The sequence below is a fragment of the Kribbella sp. NPDC002412 genome (assembly GCF_053592935.1).
The window spans coordinates 46,862-65,747 of the sequence record NZ_JBSFBL010000035.1; the positions used below are offsets into that span (position 1 = coordinate 46,862).

General features: G+C 68.6%; 16 protein-coding genes. 10 read left to right on the forward strand and 6 right to left on the reverse strand.

The window, feature by feature from the left end; genetic code table 11:
- Positions 1-182: 182 nt before the first annotated feature.
- Positions 183-752 carry a GNAT family N-acetyltransferase gene (locus ACWCOV_RS26095; protein ID WP_449831931.1) on the forward strand — a complete coding sequence of 190 codons (570 nt, stop codon included), beginning with the start codon at positions 183-185 and terminating at the stop codon, positions 750-752.
- Here ACWCOV_RS26095 and ACWCOV_RS26100 read toward each other — a convergent pair.
- A complete protein-coding gene (locus ACWCOV_RS26100) occupies positions 686-1,855 on the reverse strand; it encodes an amidase (protein ID WP_449831932.1) in 1,170 nt (389 codons plus the stop codon). The genes ACWCOV_RS26095 and ACWCOV_RS26100 overlap by 67 nt on opposite strands.
- Positions 1,845-2,750: a tetrahydrofolate dehydrogenase/cyclohydrolase catalytic domain-containing protein gene (locus ACWCOV_RS26105; RefSeq protein WP_449831933.1), complete on the reverse strand. Its 906-nt coding sequence runs from the start codon at positions 2,748-2,750 to the stop codon at positions 1,845-1,847. Before ACWCOV_RS26105 ends, ACWCOV_RS26100 begins: the two co-directional genes overlap by 11 nt.
- 676 nt (positions 2,751-3,426) lie before the next feature.
- Here ACWCOV_RS26105 and clpB point away from each other — a divergent pair.
- The 3 genes from clpB (at position 3,427) to ACWCOV_RS26120 (ending at position 6,988) form a co-directional block, all read left to right on the forward strand.
- Positions 3,427-6,009 (forward strand): ATP-dependent chaperone ClpB, encoded by a 2,583-nt coding sequence (clpB, locus tag ACWCOV_RS26110; RefSeq protein WP_449831934.1) that lies wholly within the window; start codon positions 3,427-3,429, stop codon positions 6,007-6,009.
- A 98-nt stretch (positions 6,010-6,107) separates the two neighbouring features.
- A complete protein-coding gene (locus ACWCOV_RS26115; protein WP_449831935.1) occupies positions 6,108-6,617 on the forward strand; it encodes a hypothetical protein in 510 nt (169 codons plus the stop codon).
- A gap of 17 nt (positions 6,618-6,634) precedes the next feature.
- Positions 6,635-6,988, forward strand: a complete 354-nt coding sequence (locus ACWCOV_RS26120; RefSeq protein ID WP_449831936.1) for an ArsC/Spx/MgsR family protein — start codon at positions 6,635-6,637, stop codon at positions 6,986-6,988.
- Positions 6,989-6,994: 6 nt separating this feature from the next.
- On the opposite strand, the gene ACWCOV_RS26125 is transcribed toward ACWCOV_RS26120, so the two are convergent.
- The 3 genes from ACWCOV_RS26125 to ACWCOV_RS26135 form a co-directional block, all read right to left on the reverse strand.
- Entirely contained in the window at positions 6,995-8,146 is a 1,152-nt protein-coding gene (locus ACWCOV_RS26125; protein WP_449831937.1) for a pyridoxal phosphate-dependent aminotransferase, read from the reverse strand.
- Between the two features lie 118 nt (positions 8,147-8,264).
- Positions 8,265-10,223, reverse strand: coding sequence for a glycosyl hydrolase family 28-related protein (locus ACWCOV_RS26130; protein ID WP_449831938.1), 1,959 nt, complete (start codon positions 10,221-10,223; stop codon positions 8,265-8,267).
- A gap of 93 nt (positions 10,224-10,316) precedes the next feature.
- Positions 10,317-11,021, reverse strand: a complete 705-nt coding sequence (locus tag ACWCOV_RS26135; RefSeq protein WP_449831939.1) for a FadR/GntR family transcriptional regulator — start codon at positions 11,019-11,021, stop codon at positions 10,317-10,319.
- Between the two features lie 188 nt (positions 11,022-11,209).
- On the opposite strand from ACWCOV_RS26135, the gene ACWCOV_RS26140 reads away from it, so the two are divergent.
- From ACWCOV_RS26140 to ACWCOV_RS26150, 3 genes are read left to right on the forward strand one after another with little or no spacing between them, the layout of a single operon-like run.
- Positions 11,210-12,523 carry an ABC transporter substrate-binding protein gene (locus ACWCOV_RS26140; RefSeq protein ID WP_449831940.1) on the forward strand — a complete coding sequence of 438 codons (1,314 nt, stop codon included), beginning with the start codon at positions 11,210-11,212 and terminating at the stop codon, positions 12,521-12,523.
- A 4-nt stretch (positions 12,524-12,527) separates the two neighbouring features.
- Positions 12,528-13,478: a carbohydrate ABC transporter permease gene (locus tag ACWCOV_RS26145; protein ID WP_449831941.1), complete on the forward strand. Its 951-nt coding sequence runs from the start codon at positions 12,528-12,530 to the stop codon at positions 13,476-13,478.
- Entirely contained in the window at positions 13,475-14,311 is an 837-nt protein-coding gene (locus tag ACWCOV_RS26150; protein ID WP_449831942.1) for a carbohydrate ABC transporter permease, read from the forward strand. Before ACWCOV_RS26145 ends, ACWCOV_RS26150 begins: the two co-directional genes overlap by 4 nt.
- Here the strand turns inward: ACWCOV_RS26150 and ACWCOV_RS26155 are convergent.
- On the reverse strand, positions 14,269-14,946 hold the full coding sequence (locus tag ACWCOV_RS26155; RefSeq protein ID WP_449831943.1) for a pyrimidine 5'-nucleotidase: 678 nt from the start codon (positions 14,944-14,946) through the stop codon (positions 14,269-14,271). The two genes, ACWCOV_RS26150 and ACWCOV_RS26155, sit on opposite strands and share 43 nt — an antisense overlap.
- A gap of 54 nt (positions 14,947-15,000) precedes the next feature.
- Here ACWCOV_RS26155 and ACWCOV_RS26160 point away from each other — a divergent pair, with 54 nt between their 5' ends.
- The 3 genes from ACWCOV_RS26160 (at position 15,001) to ACWCOV_RS26170 (ending at position 18,886) form a co-directional block, all read left to right on the forward strand.
- On the forward strand, positions 15,001-15,768 hold the full coding sequence (locus ACWCOV_RS26160) for an SDR family NAD(P)-dependent oxidoreductase (RefSeq protein WP_449831944.1): 768 nt from the start codon (positions 15,001-15,003) through the stop codon (positions 15,766-15,768).
- Between the two features lie 70 nt (positions 15,769-15,838).
- Positions 15,839-18,076 carry a N,N-dimethylformamidase beta subunit family domain-containing protein gene (locus ACWCOV_RS26165; RefSeq protein WP_449831945.1) on the forward strand — a complete coding sequence of 746 codons (2,238 nt, stop codon included), beginning with the start codon at positions 15,839-15,841 and terminating at the stop codon, positions 18,074-18,076.
- Positions 18,077-18,142: 66 nt separating this feature from the next.
- The gene (locus ACWCOV_RS26170; protein WP_449831946.1) at positions 18,143-18,886 is read left to right on the forward strand and encodes a hypothetical protein; all 744 of its coding nucleotides are present in this window, start codon (positions 18,143-18,145) and stop codon (positions 18,884-18,886) included.

The following is an 18,886-nucleotide window of genomic DNA, read 5'->3' on the forward strand; positions in this document are numbered from 1 at the left end:
CCGGAGGCGTCCGACTCCCCCCTCGGAGCCTCCGGTCAGTGGAGGCGTCGTACCCCCGATGTCTCCGCCCGCCGAAGGCGCGCCCTCCCCCCGGGCGCCCTTCGGCCCCCGCAGGGTGGTCCTCCCCCGGACCGCCCTGCGGTTCTCTCGGCAGATGTGACACCGCGGCCTACTCTGGCTGAGTGACGCTCAGTCTGCAGACGGACCGGTTACTGATCCGGGATTGGGAAGAAGACGACGCTGACGCCGCACTCGAGATCTACGGCTCGCCCGAAGTGGCGCCGTGGCTCTCACCGGCGATCGACAAGATCGGCGATGTGGCCACCATGCGTGCTGTCCTGGCTGCCTGGATCGAGGCGCAGCCGAACTTCGTCGTACCGGCCGGCCGCTGGGCCGTCGTCCGCCGGGAGGACAACGAGGTGGTCGGCGCCCTGCTGATCCGGTTGCTCCCGCCGTACGAGGAGGATCTGGAGATCGGCTGGCAGTTGCGGCCGAGCGCCTGGGGCCACGGCTACGCGACCGAGGCCGCCCACGCGCTGATGCGCTGGGCGTTCGAGGATGGCGAGACCGACGAGTTGTTCGCCGTCGCCCGCCCGAACAACAAGCGCGCCATCGCCACCGCCGGCCGGCTCGGGATGGAGTGGGTCGGCGAGACCGACAAGTACTACGACCTGACGCTGCAGGTCTACCGGATCCGCGCCTCCGAGCTTGAGCCGCGGCCCAGAGCAGCCAGCAACCGGTCTTCCTCGTGATGCCGGGCGACGAGCTGCAGCCCAACCGGTAGTCCTGACCGCGCGAATCCAGCGGGAATGCTGATCGCCGGGTGACCGCTGAGATTGAACGCCCAGGTGAGGGCGACACTGAACGCGTCGCCCGGGCCGTCGTGGCTGTGCGGGAGGTTCGGTGTGGTCGGTGTTGCGATGACATCGGTCGCGGCGAAGGCTTGCCGAAGTCGTTCGTCATTCGCGCGCCGTACGCCGGTGTGGTCTACGCCGTCCGTTCGGACGGCCGTCCAGGCCGGTGCGGGGTCGAGCAACTCGACCGCGCCGTCCACTGGCTCGAAGACGCCTTGTGAAACAAGCTCGCTCAACGCCGCCCGGGCAATCCACGCGACCTTCTGCTCGGTTGCCGCGAAGCCGAGATCGGCTGACGAGGTCACGCGCAGGGGCGTGTTGGGTCCGTCTTGTGGGGCGGCGGGGCTTTGGCCGCTCATCACAGACCAGTACTGCTGCAGGTCGACCAGGTGCCTGCCGATCACACCGCCCACGGCGAGCCCTGTGCGGTCGGCGGTCGGGATCGTCCCGTTGGTTGCCTTCAGCCCGGCTACTCCACACCAGGCCGCCGGGATGCGGATTGACCCCCCGCCGTCCGTACCGGTGGCCAACGGCACCATCGAGGCCGCGACGGCCACCCCCGCTCCCGCCGAGGAACCACCGGGCACCACAGAGGCATCCCAGGGGTTCACCGTCGGCCCGCGCTCGGTCTGCCCCCAGGTCTGCCAGGCCGTCCCCGGTCCTGGTGTAGCCGTGGTGCCGACGGGGATCGCTCCGGCCGCGACCAACGGACCGGCGTACGCCGTACTCCCACGCTTGACAGCGATCGGCACGCCGAGCAGCGGCTTGTCGATCGCGACGGCCTGCGCACCCGCCCGATCCTCGGCCAACTCCCGGTCGATCGCGGCAGCCCGCGCCCGGGCCCGATCCGCCCAGACTTCGTCGAACGCCCGAAGCCGATCGTCGACGTCCCCGATCCGCTCCAGCGCCGCCTCCACCACCTCCTCAGCCGACACCACCCGCCACCGGACCAACCCAGCAATCTCCACCGCTGCCAAGCGCCGATACTCGTCACCGTTCACGCACGCCACCCTCAGCTACCACATCCGCCCCTCTCGCTGCTCCGGCTTCCGTCCCGGCCAAGCCTTGTCCTGCGCACAAAGACCAGCGTCGCTTTGGTAAGCGGTGCTGTGATTGGTGCCGTGTGGGTCGGATCCCGCGGCATGGATTGCAAGAGCCGCGAACTGAACCGTCGTCCTGCGGCAGGAAACCGGAGTCGACCACCAGTCGATGATGCGGTCGGATGTGTTCATCGGTGAGGAGATGCGGCTTGCCCGCGGCCGAAACCACGATGTCTGCCGATCGAGTTCGACCGAGGTCGTCCATCGCGTCGAGCCCTACGACCCGACGCCCCTCCTGCCGTAGGAGTCTCACCACGCCACGCCCGACGAATCCTTCGGCACCGACGACCGCGATGCGAGGGTCGTCGTCCGCGAATGCGCGGACCACTCGTGCGATGCCGTCAGCTGTGGCGCACGATGGCTGTAGGGATCGCTCTCCAAGCAAGCCGTCGACGTCCTTGGCAGGGTCCAGCCTGTGCACCAAGGAGGCCAGATGCGGTGGCGTGGGGAGGTTCACGATGACAGCCGACGTCGGGTCGTCGGCCGACCGCGCGTCGAGAACCGCGGCGAACTCGGCTGCGCTGGTGGATCCGGGGAGAACGTTCTCGTCGACCTGGTAGCCGAGGAACGTCAACGCCTTCACTTTCTGCTCGGCTGAGATTCGCGATGCTTCCATCCTGCGCCGCCACAGCGGGGAATCGGAGCGGCCGGCGACAAATCGGATCACTGTGACCCGCTTGTCCGAAGCGGCGATTTGGTCCCTGTACTGCGCCAACTCGGCGCGGATGGACTTCAAGACCTGGCGACCGAGGAGATGGCGGGTTTGACCTCGTGTTGTCGCGTCAGAGGTGGTCATCCATGCCGGCCAGCACTTGTGGAACGGGGATGAGACCCAGGAGTCGGCGGAGCGCGTCGCTCTCCTCGCGGGGAAGGAGTCGCTGATCAGTCAGGTCGCTGCGGTAAGAGCCGTCAAAACGAATCTGAACGGCGGTGAGGGTCTCCGGTGCGCCGGCCAGGTCAGGCGAGGAGAAGGCTCCGTGGTGCGCCAGCCACATGACGGATTGCGAGTCCAGCGTTGGATCCAAGGCCGCGAGGGCTGCCGGGACGGCGCCGGAGAGATCTGTGATGAGTCCGGGTTGGCCGCTAGTTCCGAGAGGACGATGACCGGTCGATCGAGACCCGGTCGGACGATCAGGCGGCCGAGGCAGGACGCCGGCCTGCCGTGGCGATGCTGCCAGCGCACCAGCGCTGCTCGATCTCGGGACTCGCCAGCCATGGAACCTCCTGCTCCCGCGCATATCGGGGCTTCAACCGTAGGGCGCCGGGTTCGCGGCCAGGAGCCTCACACGGAATCTGTGGATAACTCCACGCCGCCCTGCGGTGACGCGAAGTGATTTGGTTACCGAGAGTGCCTGGCGAGGGGTGCCCCTGAACTTTCCCGGAGAAATCTCAAAGTTGAGTGGAATGGACTCAAGTTTGGATAGGTTGTATCCAGTGACTGCTGTTAGCTGAGCTTGAAAGGCTGGAACCAGATGGACGTTCAGCGGTTGACGACGCTGGCCCGGGAAACCCTGTCGGTCGCGATCCGTCAGACCTCCGCGGCGGGCAACCCGACCGTGGAGCCCATTCACCTGCTGTCCGCGCTGCTCGCGCAGCCGGAGGGGACCACCGCCGGCCTGCTCGAGGCGGCCGGCGCCGACGTCGACGCCGTACGCCGCCGGACGGCCGAGTTCCTGAGCCGGCTGCCGAAGGCGAGCGGCGGGAGCGTGCAGGCGCCGAGCCTGTCGCCGAAGACCAGCGACGTACTGAACCAGGCGGAGCAGCGGGCCCTCGGGCTCGGGGACGAGTACGTCTCCACCGAGCACCTGCTGATCTCGCTCGCGACCGTCGAGGGCAACGCGAAGACCGCGCTCGGCGTGACCGCCGACGCGCTGCTGCAGGCGTTCGACCGGATGCGCGGCAACCGCCGGATCACCTCCCCGGAGGCGGAGGGCACCACCAAGACGCTGGAGAAGTACGGCGTCGACCTGACCGAGCGGGCCAAGGACGGCAAGCTCGACCCGGTGATCGGCCGCGACTCCGAGATCCGCCGCGTGGTCCAGGTGCTGTCCCGCCGGACCAAGAACAACCCCGTCCTGATCGGTGAGCCCGGCGTCGGCAAGACCGCCGTCGTCGAGGGGCTGGCCCAGCGGATCGTGGCCGGTGACGTGCCCGAGTCGCTGCGCGGCCGGCGGCTGATCAGCCTCGACCTCGGCGCGATGGTCGCGGGCGCGAAGTACCGCGGTGAGTTCGAGGAGCGGCTGAAGGCGGTGCTGACCGAGATCAAGGAGTCCGACGGCCAGATCATCACCTTCATCGACGAGCTGCACACCGTGGTCGGCGCCGGTGCGACCGGCGAGGGCGCGATGGACGCCGGCAACATGCTGAAGCCGATGCTGGCCCGTGGCGAGCTGCGGATGATCGGCGCCACCACCCTGGACGAGTACCGGACCCGGATCGAGAAGGACCCGGCGCTGGAGCGCCGCTTCCAGCAGGTGTTCGTCGGCGAGCCGTCGGTCGAGGACTCGATCGCCATCCTGCGCGGCCTGAAGGAGCGCTACGAGGCGCACCACAAGGTCGCCATCTCCGACAGCGCGCTGGTCGCCGCCGCGACGCTGTCCCACCGCTACATCTCCGGCCGTCAGCTGCCGGACAAGGCGATCGACCTGGTCGACGAGGCCGCGTCCCGGCTGCGGATGGAGATCGACTCGTCCCCGGTCGAGATCGACTCGCTGCGCCGTACCGTCGACCGGCTGAAGATGGAGGAGCTCGCGCTGTCCCGCGAGGAGGACCCGTCCAGCCAGGAGCGGCTCGAGCGGCTGCGCGCCGACCTCGCCGACCGCGAGGAGGAGCTGCGCGCGCTGGAGTCCCGCTGGGAGCGGGAGAAGTCCGGCCTGAACCGGGTCGGTGAGATCAAGGAGCGGATCGACGAGCTGCGCGGCCAGGCCGAGCGCGCTCAGCGTGACGGCGACCTGGAGACCGCGGCCCGGATCCTGTACGGCGAGATCCCGCAGCTGACCAAGGAGCTGGAGGCGGCCGACGCCGAGCCGGAGGTCACCGAAGGCCCCGACGCGATGGTCAACGAGGAGGTCGGCCCGACCGAGATCGCCGAGGTGATCGCGATGTGGACCGGCATCCCGACCGGCCGGCTGCTCGAGGGCGAGACCGGCAAGCTGCTCCGGATGGAGGACGAGCTGGGTCGCCGCCTGATCGGTCAGCGCGAGGCGGTCAAGGCCGTGAGTGACGCCGTACGCCGGGCCCGGGCCGGCATCTCCGACCCGGACCGTCCGACCGGCAGCTTCCTGTTCCTCGGCCCGACCGGTGTCGGCAAGACCGAGCTGGCGAAGGCGCTCGCGGACTTCCTGTTCGACGACGAGCGCGCCATGGTCCGGATCGACATGTCGGAGTACGGCGAGAAGCACAGCGTCTCGCGGCTCGTCGGCGCCCCGCCCGGCTACGTCGGGTACGAGGAGGGTGGCCAGCTGACCGAGGCCGTCCGCCGGCGTCCGTACTCGGTGATCCTGCTCGACGAGGTGGAGAAGGCGCACCCCGAGGTCTTCGACATCCTGCTGCAGGTGCTGGACGACGGCCGGCTGACCGACGGCCAGGGTCGTACGGTCGACTTCCGCAACGTGATCCTGATCCTGACCAGCAACCTCGGCTCGGCGTACCTGGCCGACATGTCGCTGGACGACAAGGTGAAGCGGGACCAGGTGATGGCGGTGGTGCGGCAGTCGTTCAAGCCGGAGTTCATCAACCGGCTGGACGAGATCGTGCTGTTCGACGCGCTCGGCAGCGAGGAGCTGACCCAGATCGTCGCCCTCCAGATCACCGCCCTGCAGCGCCGCCTGACCGACCGCCGGATCACCCTCGACGTCGAGGACGGCGCCATGGAGTGGCTCGCGATGACCGGCTACGACCCGGTCTACGGGGCCCGGCCCCTGCGCCGCCTGGTCCAGTCCGCCATCGGCGACGAGTTGGCCCGGGGTCTCCTGGCCGGCGAGATCCGGGACGGCGACACCGTCCGGGTGATCCTCAACGAGGCCAAGGACGCGCTCGAAGTAGCCCGCGCCTGAGCCCACAGCTCGCGGGTGGTGCACGGCGCACCACCTGCGGGCCTTGGTCCATCTGGGAGGATCAGGGCAGGGGGCTGGTGGAAGGAACTCTTCAAGGCATGACCGAGCAGCAGGGCAACAACTCCGGCGAGGATCGTCCCGGTCCGTACCAGGGCGTCTTCGGCACACCCGGAGGCCCGCCCGCGCCCGGACCACAGCCGCCGTACGGCGCCCGGCAGAACCCGTACGCTGAGCAACCGGGCCCACCGAAGCAGGTGACCATCGCCTCGGTGATCTCGCTCGGCCTCGGTGCCCTGTGCGTCCTCCTCGGCGGCCTGACGCTCACCTCAGCAGGCGAGCAGGTCGCCGAGATCGTCGCCGGCTCCAAGGACGCGAAGGGCCTGGTCGTCGCGGTCATCCTGGTCTGCGCGGTCGCGTACATCCTCCCGGCGATCTTCATCCGCAAACGCCATGCCTGGGCGCGCTACATGCTCATCGCCGTTGCCGCGACCGGTATCGCCGGCGGGCTGATGGCCCTCCCGAACAGCATCCTCGGCCTCGCCATCCACGCGACGCTGCTGGTCCTGATGCTCCAGCCACCCACCAAGCTCTGGTTCCACCACCGCTGACCGAAGGACCGCACCCCGTGGAGATCTGGATCAACCCCGCCTGCTCCAAATGCCGAGCCGCCACCAAGGCCCTCGACGAAGCCGGCATCTCCTACACCGTCCGCCGCTACCTGGACGACCCACCCACCGCCGAGGAGCTCGAGGCAGTCCTCCAACGCCTCAACCTCGAACCCTGGGACCTGGTCCGCCACAACGAACCAGCCGCCAAGCCCCTCCGCGACCTCCCCCGAAACCCGGAATCCCGCCCCACCTGGATCCAGGCCATGGTCGACACCCCCATCCTCATCCAACGCCCCATCCTCACCGCCGACGACAACACCACAGCAATAACCAGAGACCCCGAATCCCTCGCCCGCTTTCTGCGTGGCTGACAAGCGTCAGAGTTTTTGGAGGCGGGTTAGGGCTTCTTGGAGGATTTCGGGTTGTTTGCAGAAGGCCCAGCGGACCAGGGGGCGGCCGGAGTCGGTGTTGTCGTAGAAGACCTGGTGGGGGATGGCCACGACGCCGGTGCGTTCGGGGAGCATCCGGCAGAAGTCGATGCCGTCGGTGTGGCCGAGGGGCCGGATGTCGGTGGTGACGAAGTAGGTGCCCTGCGGGCGGTGGACGCCGAAGCCGAGGTCCTCGAGGCCGTCGCAGAGCAGGTCGCGGCGGGACTGCAGGTCGGCGCGCAGGCCGTCGTAGTACTCGTTGCCTAGGGCAAGCGCACCGGCGACGGCGGGCTGGAAGGGCGCGCCGGAGGTGAAGGTGAGGAACTGCTTGGCCGTGGTCACCGCGGTCACCACCTCAGGGCTGCCGGTCACCCAGCCGATCTTCCAGCCGGTGACGGCGAACGTCTTGCCGGCGCTGCTGATCGACACGGTCCGCTCGGCCATTCCGTCGTACGACGCCAACGGGCGGTGCTGGAGTCCGTCGTAGGCGAGGTGTTCGTAGACCTCGTCGGTGATGACGACCAGGTCGTGCTCGATCGCGATGCTGCTGATCCCGCGCAACTCGTCGTCGGTGAGGACCGTGCCGGTCGGGTTGTGCGGGGAGTTGATCAGCAGGACCTTCGTGCGCGGGGTGACCGCGGCGCGGAACTCATCGAGGTCGAGCCGGAAGTCCGGGGCCCGCAGGGTGACCGGGACCCGGCGGCCGCCGGCGAAGGCGATGCCGGCTGCGTAGGAGTCGTAGTACGGCTCCAAGGCGATCACCTCGTCACCGGGCTCGACGTACGCGAGCAGCGCGGCGGCGACCGCCTCGGTCGCGCCGGTGGTGACCAGGATCTGGGTGTCCGGGTCGCACGACAGGTCGTAGAACCGCTTCTGGTGATCGGCGATCGCCTGCCGCAACGCCGGTACGCCGCGGCCCGGTGGGTACTGGTTCGCGCCGGCCCGGATCGCGCTGATCGCGTCCTCGAGCAGGGAGTCGGGGCCGTCCCGGTCCGGAAACCCCTGTCCGAGGTTGACCGAGCTCGTCGCCACCGCCCGGGCCGACATCTCCGCAAAGATCGTCGTCCCGAGCCCTGTCAACCGCTGAGCGTGTCCGCGCATGCCCCGACCCTAACGCGCACCCGCCGATCACGTCGGCAACCCAGCGGTCCCCGCCTGGACCGCGACACCAGGCGGGGATCGGTGCAGGACTACTTGCGGAACTGCCGCCCACTCACCCTCAGCCCCAGGCGGACGGAGGTGGCGGGGGTACGACGGCCGGACGGTCCTCGCACCAGGTGGCGCCGGTCCAGCCGCCGTCGTTCCCGGACAGCAGGCGGACGTCGAACTCCGGCGTCCCGTCGAACTGGAACGTCCCGCAGTTGTTGACGAACGGCGCCCCGACGTTGCGGGCGTCGACGTTCTCGAACGTCGCCCAGCCGCCGACGCGGGCGTTGACCACGTTGGTGCCGGTCCCGTCCACCTTGATGTTGCTCACAGCAACGTTCTCGATCGCGTAGGTGTCCTTCACCGGCCAGTCGACGACGAACAGCATCGCGTTGTACGTCGAGTCCAGGAACGAGCTGTCGCGGATCTCGATCCGCCCGGACATCGTGGACTGCAGGGCGTACAGCCAGATCGCGCCGAGACCGAGGTCCCAGTTCAGGTCGCGCGGACCGCCGCGCACGGTGGAGTTGCGGGCGAACGTCAGCGTGCCCTCGAACGGGGTCGAGTTGAACCGCGAGCCCGCGTGCAGGGTGGAGCCCTCGCGGATCGGGTCGGCGACCAGGTTGTCGGTGACCGCGTTGTCGCGACCGCCGTAGATGGCGATGTTGTTCGCGAGGACGGGCGTCTGGACGGTGTTGTGGTCGTAGACGTTGTCGTGGTTGACCAGGCCGTCCGGGTTGGCCTCCGACCACATCGCCAGCCCGTCGTCACCGCTGTTGCGGACGAAGTTGTTCGTCGCCCGGACGTTGGAGACGCCGAGGTGCAGGTTCATCCCGTCCGCGATCGCGTCGGTGATGATGTTGTTCCGGATCAGCAGCCCGTCCATCGGCCCGTCCAGCCAGATGCCGACCTTGGTGCGGTGCAGATAGAGGTTCTCGATGATCGAGCCGCCGCCGATCGCGCCGCCGATCCCGTTCACCTGGTCGGTGTCGATCCGTTCCCGGACGTCGCTCTCGAGCGCGAAGTCGGCCAGGTGGACCCGGGTGCTGCCGCCGTCCGCGGCGTACTTGCCGTAGAAGCCGGGGGCGCTGTGCACCGACTTGTCCGGTGCGGGCTCGGGCAGCGGGAGGACCTTGCCCTTGATGATCGTCCACCAGTTGCCGGCGCCGCGGACGGTCACCTGGTCGACCACGATGTGCCGGTTGACCTGGTACGTGCCCGGCGGGACGAACACCGACCAGCCGATCTTCTTCGCGGCGGCGATCGTGCGCTCGATCGCCGGCGCCGCGTCCCGCCGTCCGGTCGGGTCGGCGCCGAACCACCGCACCGACAGCGACTTCCGCGGTTGCTGCTTCGGTGCGCCGACCAGCTCGAAGTCGGCGAGGTCCAGCACGTACCAGGCCGCGGGAGTGTTCCGCGGTACGGCGAACCGGACCCGGTCGCCGGCCTGGTAGGTCCGGCCGAGCAGCAGGCGTTGCTCGTCGTAGAAGTGGTTCGGCCGGAACGGCTTCGCGACCGGGTCCGGCTCGGGCTTCCACCAGCCGGGGATCGGGTCGACGTTCGGGTCGTTCGAGAACGGATACATGCCGTACAGCCAGGCGTACTCCGACGTCAGCGTCATCGTCTGCCGGTGCTTGCCGTTCACCGTCACGTCGAGCGGCGCCTGGATCCCGCCGCCCGCGGGCGCGTCCGGGATGCTGTAACGCAGGGTCAACGCGTTGGCCGGCTCGGTCAGGGTGAACTCGACGTACTGCGTCGAGGTCAGTCGTACGGCGGTTCGTCCGGAAGCCTCGGCGGGGAGCGTGTAGGCCGCGCGGCTCGGCCCGAGCTTTTCGCCGGTGTGGAAGGCGTTCTCGGCTTCTTGCTCGACGAAGGCGACGTCCGCGCCGCGGCCCGCGACCAAGGCGGGATCGAGCCCGGCGCGCGTGATCCGCGGAGCCGGGCGAGCGGCCTCAGCGGGGGTGGTGAGAACTGCTCCGAGCAGGGCGGTTGTCAGGACGACGGCGACGGCACGTAGGCGTGATCGGGACATTGGCGGATCCCCTCCAGACGAACAACCGGCGCCTGGAGGTTATGCAGCCGCACAGCGCAGCGCAAGATCTCGACAGTCTTGAGAAATTTCTTGTCAGCCTGGAGGTGGCTCAACCTGCGGCTCGGGGCGGAGAGCTCGGAGCCAGAGCTCGGTCTGGGCGATGTGAGCAGACGCGGCGGTGGCTGCGGCGGCGGGGTCGCGACGGGCGATGGCGGCCAGGATCGCGCGGTGGCCGCGGTCGCTGGTCTGCTTGATGGCGTCGAAGTCGGCGCCGGGCTCGAAGATGCGGTAGTGGCCGCCGCGGCCGCGGATCACGCCGGTCAGCGCGGTGACGGTCGGGTTGCCGCCGGCCGTGCAGATCGCGCCGTGGAACTCGGCGTCCAGGAGCTGGATCTCGGTGGCGTCCGTGGTCGCCTCCAGCTTGTCGAGGATCTCGCTCAGCCGCCGCTCCAGCTCCGGGTCCTGCCGGGCGGCGGCCGCCGCGGTGGCATGCGCCTCGAGCACGCGCCGTACCTCCATCAGCTCGAGCATGCCCTCGAGCGGGATCAGCTCGACCGACAGCGAGAACCGGCTGATGATCTCGGCCGGGTCGAGGGCCGAGACGTACGTCCCGGAGCCGTGCCGGGACTCGATCACGCCGAGCGCGGCCAGCGACCGGACCGCCTCGCGCAGCGAGCTGCGGGACACGCCGAGGTGGTCGCACAGTTCGGGCTCCGGCGGGAACTTCGCGCCCGGCCCGAGCGCGCCGGACGCGATCATCTGGCGCAGGCCGGCCAGCGCCTTGTCCGTGGCTGCCATCTGCCACCTCCTCAGGGTTCTGCACCTGAAAGGATAAGTCCTCAGACCACTCGCGGTCACATTCTCGCTAACATCTTGTCGTTCCCGCGTGCGGATCGCTAGGGTGCAAGGACGGTCGACCGATTCATCAGATGTCAGGCCAAACTCATCTGATGCCGAAAAGTCCACATCCCCTGAGGAGACGTGCCATGCCCCACCGGCCACGCACGATGTTCGCACCTCTCGCCGCCGCGGCGACGGCCGCCGCGCTGCTGCTCTCCGCCTGCGGTCCCGGGCCGGCCGAGAAGGCCGACGGGCAGGTCACGCTGCAGATGGTCGAGAGCCTGACCAACCCGACCCGGACCACGCTGCTGAAGAAGCTGATCGCCGACTTCGAGGCGAAGAACTCCGGGATCAAGGTGCAGCTGATCTCGCCGCCGACCAACCAGGCGGACCAGAAGATCCAGCAGATGCTGCAGTCCGGCAAGGGTGTCGACGTACTCGAGGTGCGGGACACCACGGTCGGGCCGTTCTCGACCAACAAGTGGATCTACGACATGGCGCCGGACCTGAAGGGCTGGGACGGCCTGCAGGCGCTCACCCCGAACGCGCTCAAGGTCGCCCAGGAGGGCGGCAAGTCGTACATGGTCCCGTACGGCTTCTACGGCCTGTCGCTGTTCTACCGCAAGGACCTGGTCCAGCAGGCCGGGTTCGGCGGCCCGCCGAAGAGCTGGGCCGAGCTGGTCGAGCAGGCGAAGAAGATCAACAACCCGTCGAAGAACGTCTACGGGTACTCGTTCCGCGGCGGTCTCGGCGCCGGCGGCAACGCGATCGCGGTGATCTCCGGCTACGTGATCGACGACATCAACCGGGACAACGCGTTCAAGCTGACCAACGGCAAGACGATCTTCTCGTCGCCGAAGGCGGTCGACGCGCTCAACCTGTACGTCGACCTGTTCAAGAACGCCGCGCCGCCGTCGTCGGTCAGCTGGGGCTACCCGGAGATGGTGCAGGGCTTCACCTCCGGCACGACCGGCTTCCTGCTGCAGGACCCCGAAGTCATCGCGACCGTCAAGCAGTCCAAGACGATCAAGGAAGACCAGTGGGGTACGGCGCCGCTGCCGGTCGGACCGACCGGGAAGGCGGCCCAGCCGCTGGCGAACGCCGGCTGGGGTGTCGCGCAGGGCAGCACGCACAAGAAGGAGGCTGTGGAACTGGTGAAGTTCCTGACCTCCGGCGACTCCGCGATGACGTTCTCGAAGGAGAACAGCCTGGTGCCGATCCTGAAGTCGGCGGCCGACGACCCGTTCTTCAAGGACGGACCGTGGGCGTCGTACGTGGCGATGAACGAGTCGCCGGACACCTACGTCGTGGTGACGCAGCCGCGCGGGGTGCCGTGGTCGACGGAGTGGGGCAACAAGTCCGATGCCGACGTCCAGAAGCTGATCACCGGGAAGGCGCAACCGGCCGAGATCCTGAAGAGCTGGGACGAGTACTGGACGAAGAAGTGGGCCGGGAACTGAGCAGATGGCTTTGACGGAAACTGACCGGCCGGCTGTGGAGCCACCCGCGACCAGGCGGCCGGTCAGCAGGAAGCGGTTCACCGGGCGGACGGCGCTGGTGCTGTTCGCGTTCATGCTGCCGGCGCTGGTGTTCGTCGGGCTGTTCACCTACTACCCGCTGCTGAGCGGGATCCAGATGGCGTTCCGGAACTACAACCTGAACGACCTGTCGGACACCTCGTGGGTCGGCCTGGACAACTTCCGGACGCTGCTGCACGACGAGATGTTCCGCGGCACCGTGCTGAACTCGGTCGTCTGGGTGGTCGGCTCGCTGGTCCCGCAGTTCCTGATCGGTTTCACGATGGCGCTCTGGCTGCGCCGGAAGTTCCGGTTCCGCGGGACCTACCAGGCGCTGGTGTTCTTCCCGTGGGCGGTGTCCGGGTTCCTGATCGGCATCCTGTTCCGCTGGATGTTCAACGGCGAGTTCGGCGTGGTCAACGACCTGCTGATGAAGACGCACCTGATCGACACCCCGGTGCCGTGGCTGGCCGACGCCCGGTACGCGATGTTCGCGGTCATCGTCGCGAACGTCTGGTACGGCGTGACGTTCTTCGCGATCATGATCCTCGCGGCCCTGCAGTCGGTGCCGGAGGAGTTGTACGAGGCGGCCGCGATCGACGGCGCCGGCAAGGTCCGGACGCTGTTCAGCATCACCATCCCGTCGATCCGCACCACGCTGGCGCTGACCGTGCTGCTGCGGGTGATCTGGATCTTCAACTCACCGGAGCTGATCTTCGGCATGACCGGCGGCGGCCCGGCGAACGAGACGCACATCGTGACGTCGTACATGATCCAGGTGACCCAGGAGGGCGACTACGGGCGGGCCTCGGCGATGGGCGTGATGGTCGTGTTCGTGCTGCTGCTGTTCGCGGTCTTCTACTTGATGGCGATCCGGCCGAGGAAGGCGATGCGATGATCCGCTCCGAAACCCTGGCCGGCCGGATCGTGAAGTTCGGCGGGCTCGGCATCTGCCTGCTCGTCACGGTGTTCCCGCTGTACTGGATCCTGATCACGTCGTTCAAGGATCCGGGCACGATCTTCGCGTACCCGTTGAAGTACTGGCCGAGCGTCTGGTCGCTGGAGAACTACCGCGGCCTGTTCGGCACCTCGAACTTCGGGGTCTTCGTCGGTAACAGCCTGATCGTGTCCACGGTCGCGGCCGCGCTCGCCACGGTCGTCTCACTGCTGTCGGCGTACGTGTTGGCGCGGTTCGAGTTCGTCTCCAAGGGCGCGGTGATGGGCGCGTTCCTGGTGACGCAGATGATCCCCGGGTTCATCGCGCTCGGCTCGCTCTACATCCTGATGACCCGGATGTACCTGGTCGACAACCGCTGGGGCCTGGTCCTGGTGTACGTCGCGATGTCGATCCCGCTGTGCACCGTCATGCTGCGCGGGTTCTTCGAGAACGTGCCGGCCTCGCTCGAGGAGGCCGCGATGGTGGACGGGTGCTCGCGGCTGTCGGCGCTGTTCCGGGTGCTGGTGCCGGTGATGACGCCGGGCATCGCGGCGTCGTACATCTTCAACTTCGTCAACTGCTGGAACGAGCTGTTCCTGTCCGTGACGCTGCTGAACAGCGACAGCAACAAGACGATCCCGGCCGCGCTGAACGGCTTCATCAGCAGCTACAACATCGACTGGGGGTCGATGTCGGCGGCCGCCGTACTGAGCATCGTGCCGACGATGATCCTGTTCGCCGTCGCCAGCCGCTACATCGTGGAGGGCCTGACCGCGGGCGCCGTCAAGGAGTGAAGGAAGGCCGGCAGGTCCCAGACCTGCCACTGCCTGCTCCCGATCTCCCGGTACGGCGCTCCGCCGTCGGCAAAGCCTGAAACCAGGACCGTCGCCATCCCGCGGGCGTAGGGCACCTCGAGGTTGATCGGGAGGTCGTCGAACATCGCCGCCCGGCCGGGATCGACGGTGAAGCGATCCAGGAAGGCGTCGAAGCTCTCCTCGTACGGCTTCGGGATCAGGTCCCCGGCGAGGATGTCGAAGATGCCGTCGAAGCAGGCGGTCAGGCCGAGCTGCCGGAGCGCCTGCTCGGCGTGGTACGCCGATCCGTTCGTGTAGACGTACCGGCGTCCCGGGAGCGCGCTGAGCGCCTTGGCGAGAGCAGGGTCCGGACTGAGCACCGTGTAGTCGATCCGCCGCTCGAAGCTGAGGAAGTCGTGCGGGTCGATGTTCCGCGTCGTCATCGCGCCGCGCAGCGAGGTGCCGTACTGCGCCACGAGCTCAGCCTGGATCTGGCGGGCGCCGACCACGTCGGTGCCGTAGAACTCGGCCACCGACGACAGGATGCCGTGCGTGACCTGCTCGGCCAGCGCCGAGTCGGCAGGGTAGAGCGTGTTGTCGAGATCCAGCACCCAGGTGTCGATGTCCGCCAGCACCCGTCCAGAGTAGTGACAGACTGGGGACTGTCATCGACGGGAGGATGCGAGAACGTGGCGACTGCGCTCATCACCGGGCCGGCGACCGGCATCGGCCGGGCGTTCGCGGACAAGCTGGCGCTGGAGGGCTACGACCTGGTTCTGGTGTCGCGGGACGAGGCGCGGCTGAAGGAGACCGCGGCCGAGCTCACCCGGCTGCACGGAGTCTCCTGTGAGGTGCTGGTGGCCGACCTGACCGACCCGTCCGACCTCGCCAAGGTGGAGGAGCGGTTCCGGTCCGGGCCGATCGAGGTGCTGGTCAACAACGCCGGGTTCGGGCAGAAGAAGCCGTTCTGGGCGAACCCGGTCGAGGTCGAGGAGAAGCAGTTCGACCTGCTGGTCCGGGTGGTGCTGCGCCTGACGCATGCCGCCGTACTGCCGATGATCGAGCGCGGGTCGGGTGCGGTGATCAACGTGTCGTCGATCGCCGGGTTCCTGCAGCGGGGCAGCTACAGCGCGCACAAGGCCTGGGTGACGACGTTCTCCGAAGGGCTGGCGACCGAGCTGCACTCGAAGGGGGTCGCGGTGATGACGTTGTGCCCGGGGCTGGTGCACACCGAGTTCCACGACCGGATGGGGATGGACAAGTCGGTCATCCCGTCCTTCATGTGGCTGGACGCGGCCGACATGGTCGACGCCGCCTGGAAGGACCTGATGCGCGGCAAGGCGATCTCGATCCCGTCGCGCCGCTACAAGCTCCTCACCGCCGCCGCCCGCTACGTCCCCCGGACCTTGATCGCCCGCGTCTCCACAGTAGGCCTGGACGGCCGCCGCCGCGCCTGAACGTCGGCCTCTTGGACCGGTGGCTCACCTGTGTGACTCTGTAGGCAGTCGTGCCCCGGGGGGAGGCACCGTGAAGGTTCGCATTGCGGTGGTGGCGGCGGCCGTCCTGCTGTCATCGGCGGTCAGGCCCGAACCGGCGGAAGCGGTCGTGGCCAATGTCGCTATCTCGGGAGCGGTGGCCGCCGACGGCACCACGACGTTGACCTACCGGGCGACGGCAACGCGGGCTGGGACGCTGCGTGACGTCGTCGTTTCGATCCCGGCAGGTTCGGCCGGACGCATCACGTCGGTCAACGGCACGGTCCGCACCCTCTCGCCGGGTGTGCTGCAGTGGCGCCCCACCCAGGCGGTGACCGTTGCCGTGGGCGCCCGCTTCTCGATTCCGTTCTTCGGCGTGCGACTGCCGGGCGGTGGCCCGTGGACACTGACCTTCCGGGCCACGGGTACGACGGGAGCGGTGTTGTCCTCCGGCAGCGGGACGCTGACCCGCCCGGCGGACGTTCGGATCACCGCGAGCAACCCGATTCCGGGTCAGCGGACGGTGCTCTCCTACGCAGGCACCGTGGCGCGCGCGGGCGTCCTGGCCTCCGTCCGGATGCAGTTGCCGGCCGGTGCGAGCGGAGCGGTGACGAGTGTCAACGGGACGCTGACGACGTCCAGCGGCTACGCGACTTGGCGGCCGCGCTCTCCGCTCGCTGTCGGTGTGGGCGCCCGCTTGTCCATCCCGATCTACGGAGTCCTGCTGTCCAGGTACGGCGGCATCCTGACCCTGACGATGTCGGCCACGGGCTCGACCGGCGCGATGTTGATGTCGGGAGCGGGAAGCCTGGCGCTGATCGCGCCACCCGCACCGATGCCCGCGATCGCGGCCACTCCGTTCGCCGTGATCCCAGCCGGGTGTCCGTCGGCCTGGCCGACGACGATCGCGGAGAACGCGAAGCCGGGCACCGGCGCCTGGGTGATCCCCGCGGCCATGAACGGCCCGCTGGCCGCGTACCTGACCAAGGTCTCCGCGGCATGCGGGAGCACGGTCGATCTCAAGGTCACGTCCGGTCGACCGGTCAGCGTCGTGGCGTACCGGATGGGGTACTACCAAGGTCTCGGCGGGCGGGAGATCTGGCGCCGGGACGGCGTGCCGACCGTCGTGCAGCCCACTCCGACGATCGGTGGCACCGCCAACGGCAACGACCTGCGGATGGCCTCAGCGGCGAACTGGTCGCGGACGTTGAGCATTCCGGTGACCGCGGACTGGGTGCCCGGCACCTATCTGATCCGGGTCAGCGATGGCACGTACGCGTCGTACGCGCCGCTGACGATCCGCGACGACACGGGGCACAGGCACGAGCTGCTTGTCCAGCAGGCCAACACCACGTGGGCGGCGTACAACTGGTACGGCGGCCGGAGTTTCTACAGCAGTCCGACGACCGGCTCGGGCCGGCTGACGTTCGACCGCCCGTACGCGGAGGGCCAAGGGTCGGGGCAGTTCCTGGGGCTGGAGCAGGGACTGGTGTTCTGGGCGGAGTCGAAGGGGATCGACGTCACCTACTGGACCGACAACGATCTGGACGAGTTCGGCGGCCAGCTGCCGGCCCGGGCGGGCACGGTGTTCCTGCCGGGACACGACGAGTACTACTCGTTGCGGATGCGGGCATCGCTCAGCCAGGCGATCGCGAGGGGCGTCAACGTGGCCAGTCTCGGTGCCAACACGGTGTACCGGCGAATCACGTTCACAGACAGCACTCGGCGGGCCTGGGACGTCGACCGGTACACCGCCGGCTTGAGCACGACGCTCTGGCGGTACTCGGGTGATGCCTACGCGTCGCAGCCGCTGCTCGGCGCCGAGTACGTGTGCGGCAACCTCCCCAACAGCCTCAGCACCGGGAGCAGTTGGCTGTTCCAGGGCATCTCGGCCGGCACCGTCATACCTGGCTTCCTCGCCGGCGAGATCGACTATGTCTGGGCGGGGTTGTACAAGCATCCGGGGCTGAGCGTCGTCGCGAGCGGTACCGCCACCTGCCGTACGTCCGGCCGGCCGGGGCCGATGCACGCGACCGCGTTCACCGCGCCGTCAGGCGCCCGGGTGTTCAACGGCTCGACGTTCGTCTACGGCTGCTTCCTGGTCCGCCGCTGCCCGGCGAACTGGGGGATCCCCGCGCAGTCGGCGGCGTCGCAGCAGGTGGTGGCCACCATGCTCACCAACATCACCAACTGGGCCGGCCGAGGCACAATCCGAATCCCACCGGACCCTGTTGCCCCGGTGCTCCGCGCAGCCGTCCCCAAACACGAGCTCACCGTCGTCGGCGAATGATTCCAACCAACTCGCCGTGGAGTGCGTCATATCGGCACATCCAACAGGGGAGAGGGCACGGAAATCATGGGTACAGGGGGAATGCGGCGGCTGGTCGTGGCGGTCGCGGTGGTGTCGGCGGGGTTGGTCTTGGGGGCCTGTGGCAACCAATCCGACGGGGGAACACCGACGGCGGCCGGGAAGACGACGGTGACGGTCACGACGACGCCGCCGTCGGCGGAGCGGTCGATTCCGGAGCCGGCGGAGACGCCGTCCGCGGTGCCGAAGCCGGTGCAGCAGGCCACGGCCGCGCAGCTGAAGAACTCGATGCTGCTGACCGGCGCCGACGTCGACAAGGCCGATCCCAAGCGGGGCTGGGATGTGACGAAGGGGTCGGCGGATCCGATCTGCGGACTGTCCTCGACCCGTGGTAGCGGCGTCCGCGGCAGCCTGAACCGGAACTTCACCACCGGGCTGGACGCGTCCGGCGGCCAGTGGATCACCCGGTACGGCGACGAGGCCGCGGCCAAGGCGGCGTACGCGAAGATCGTCGCGACGATCAAGTCCTGCAAGGCACTCGTGCCCGCGCCGACGCACGCCCGCGAGCTGACCGAGAACCGGACGCTGCCGGTCGGCGACGCGACCGTCATCCTGCGCTGGTACGACTATCCGCTCCCGTCCGACCCCGGCAGTGAGCCAGGCGGCTTCCCGTACGCCGTCACCCGCGACGGCGCCGTCGTCTCGGTGCTCGCCTTCCGCGAGATGGGCGACGGGGTGAAGGCGTCCAACTTCGAGAAGCTGGCCCGTACCGCGGCCGACCGGCTCGGCTGA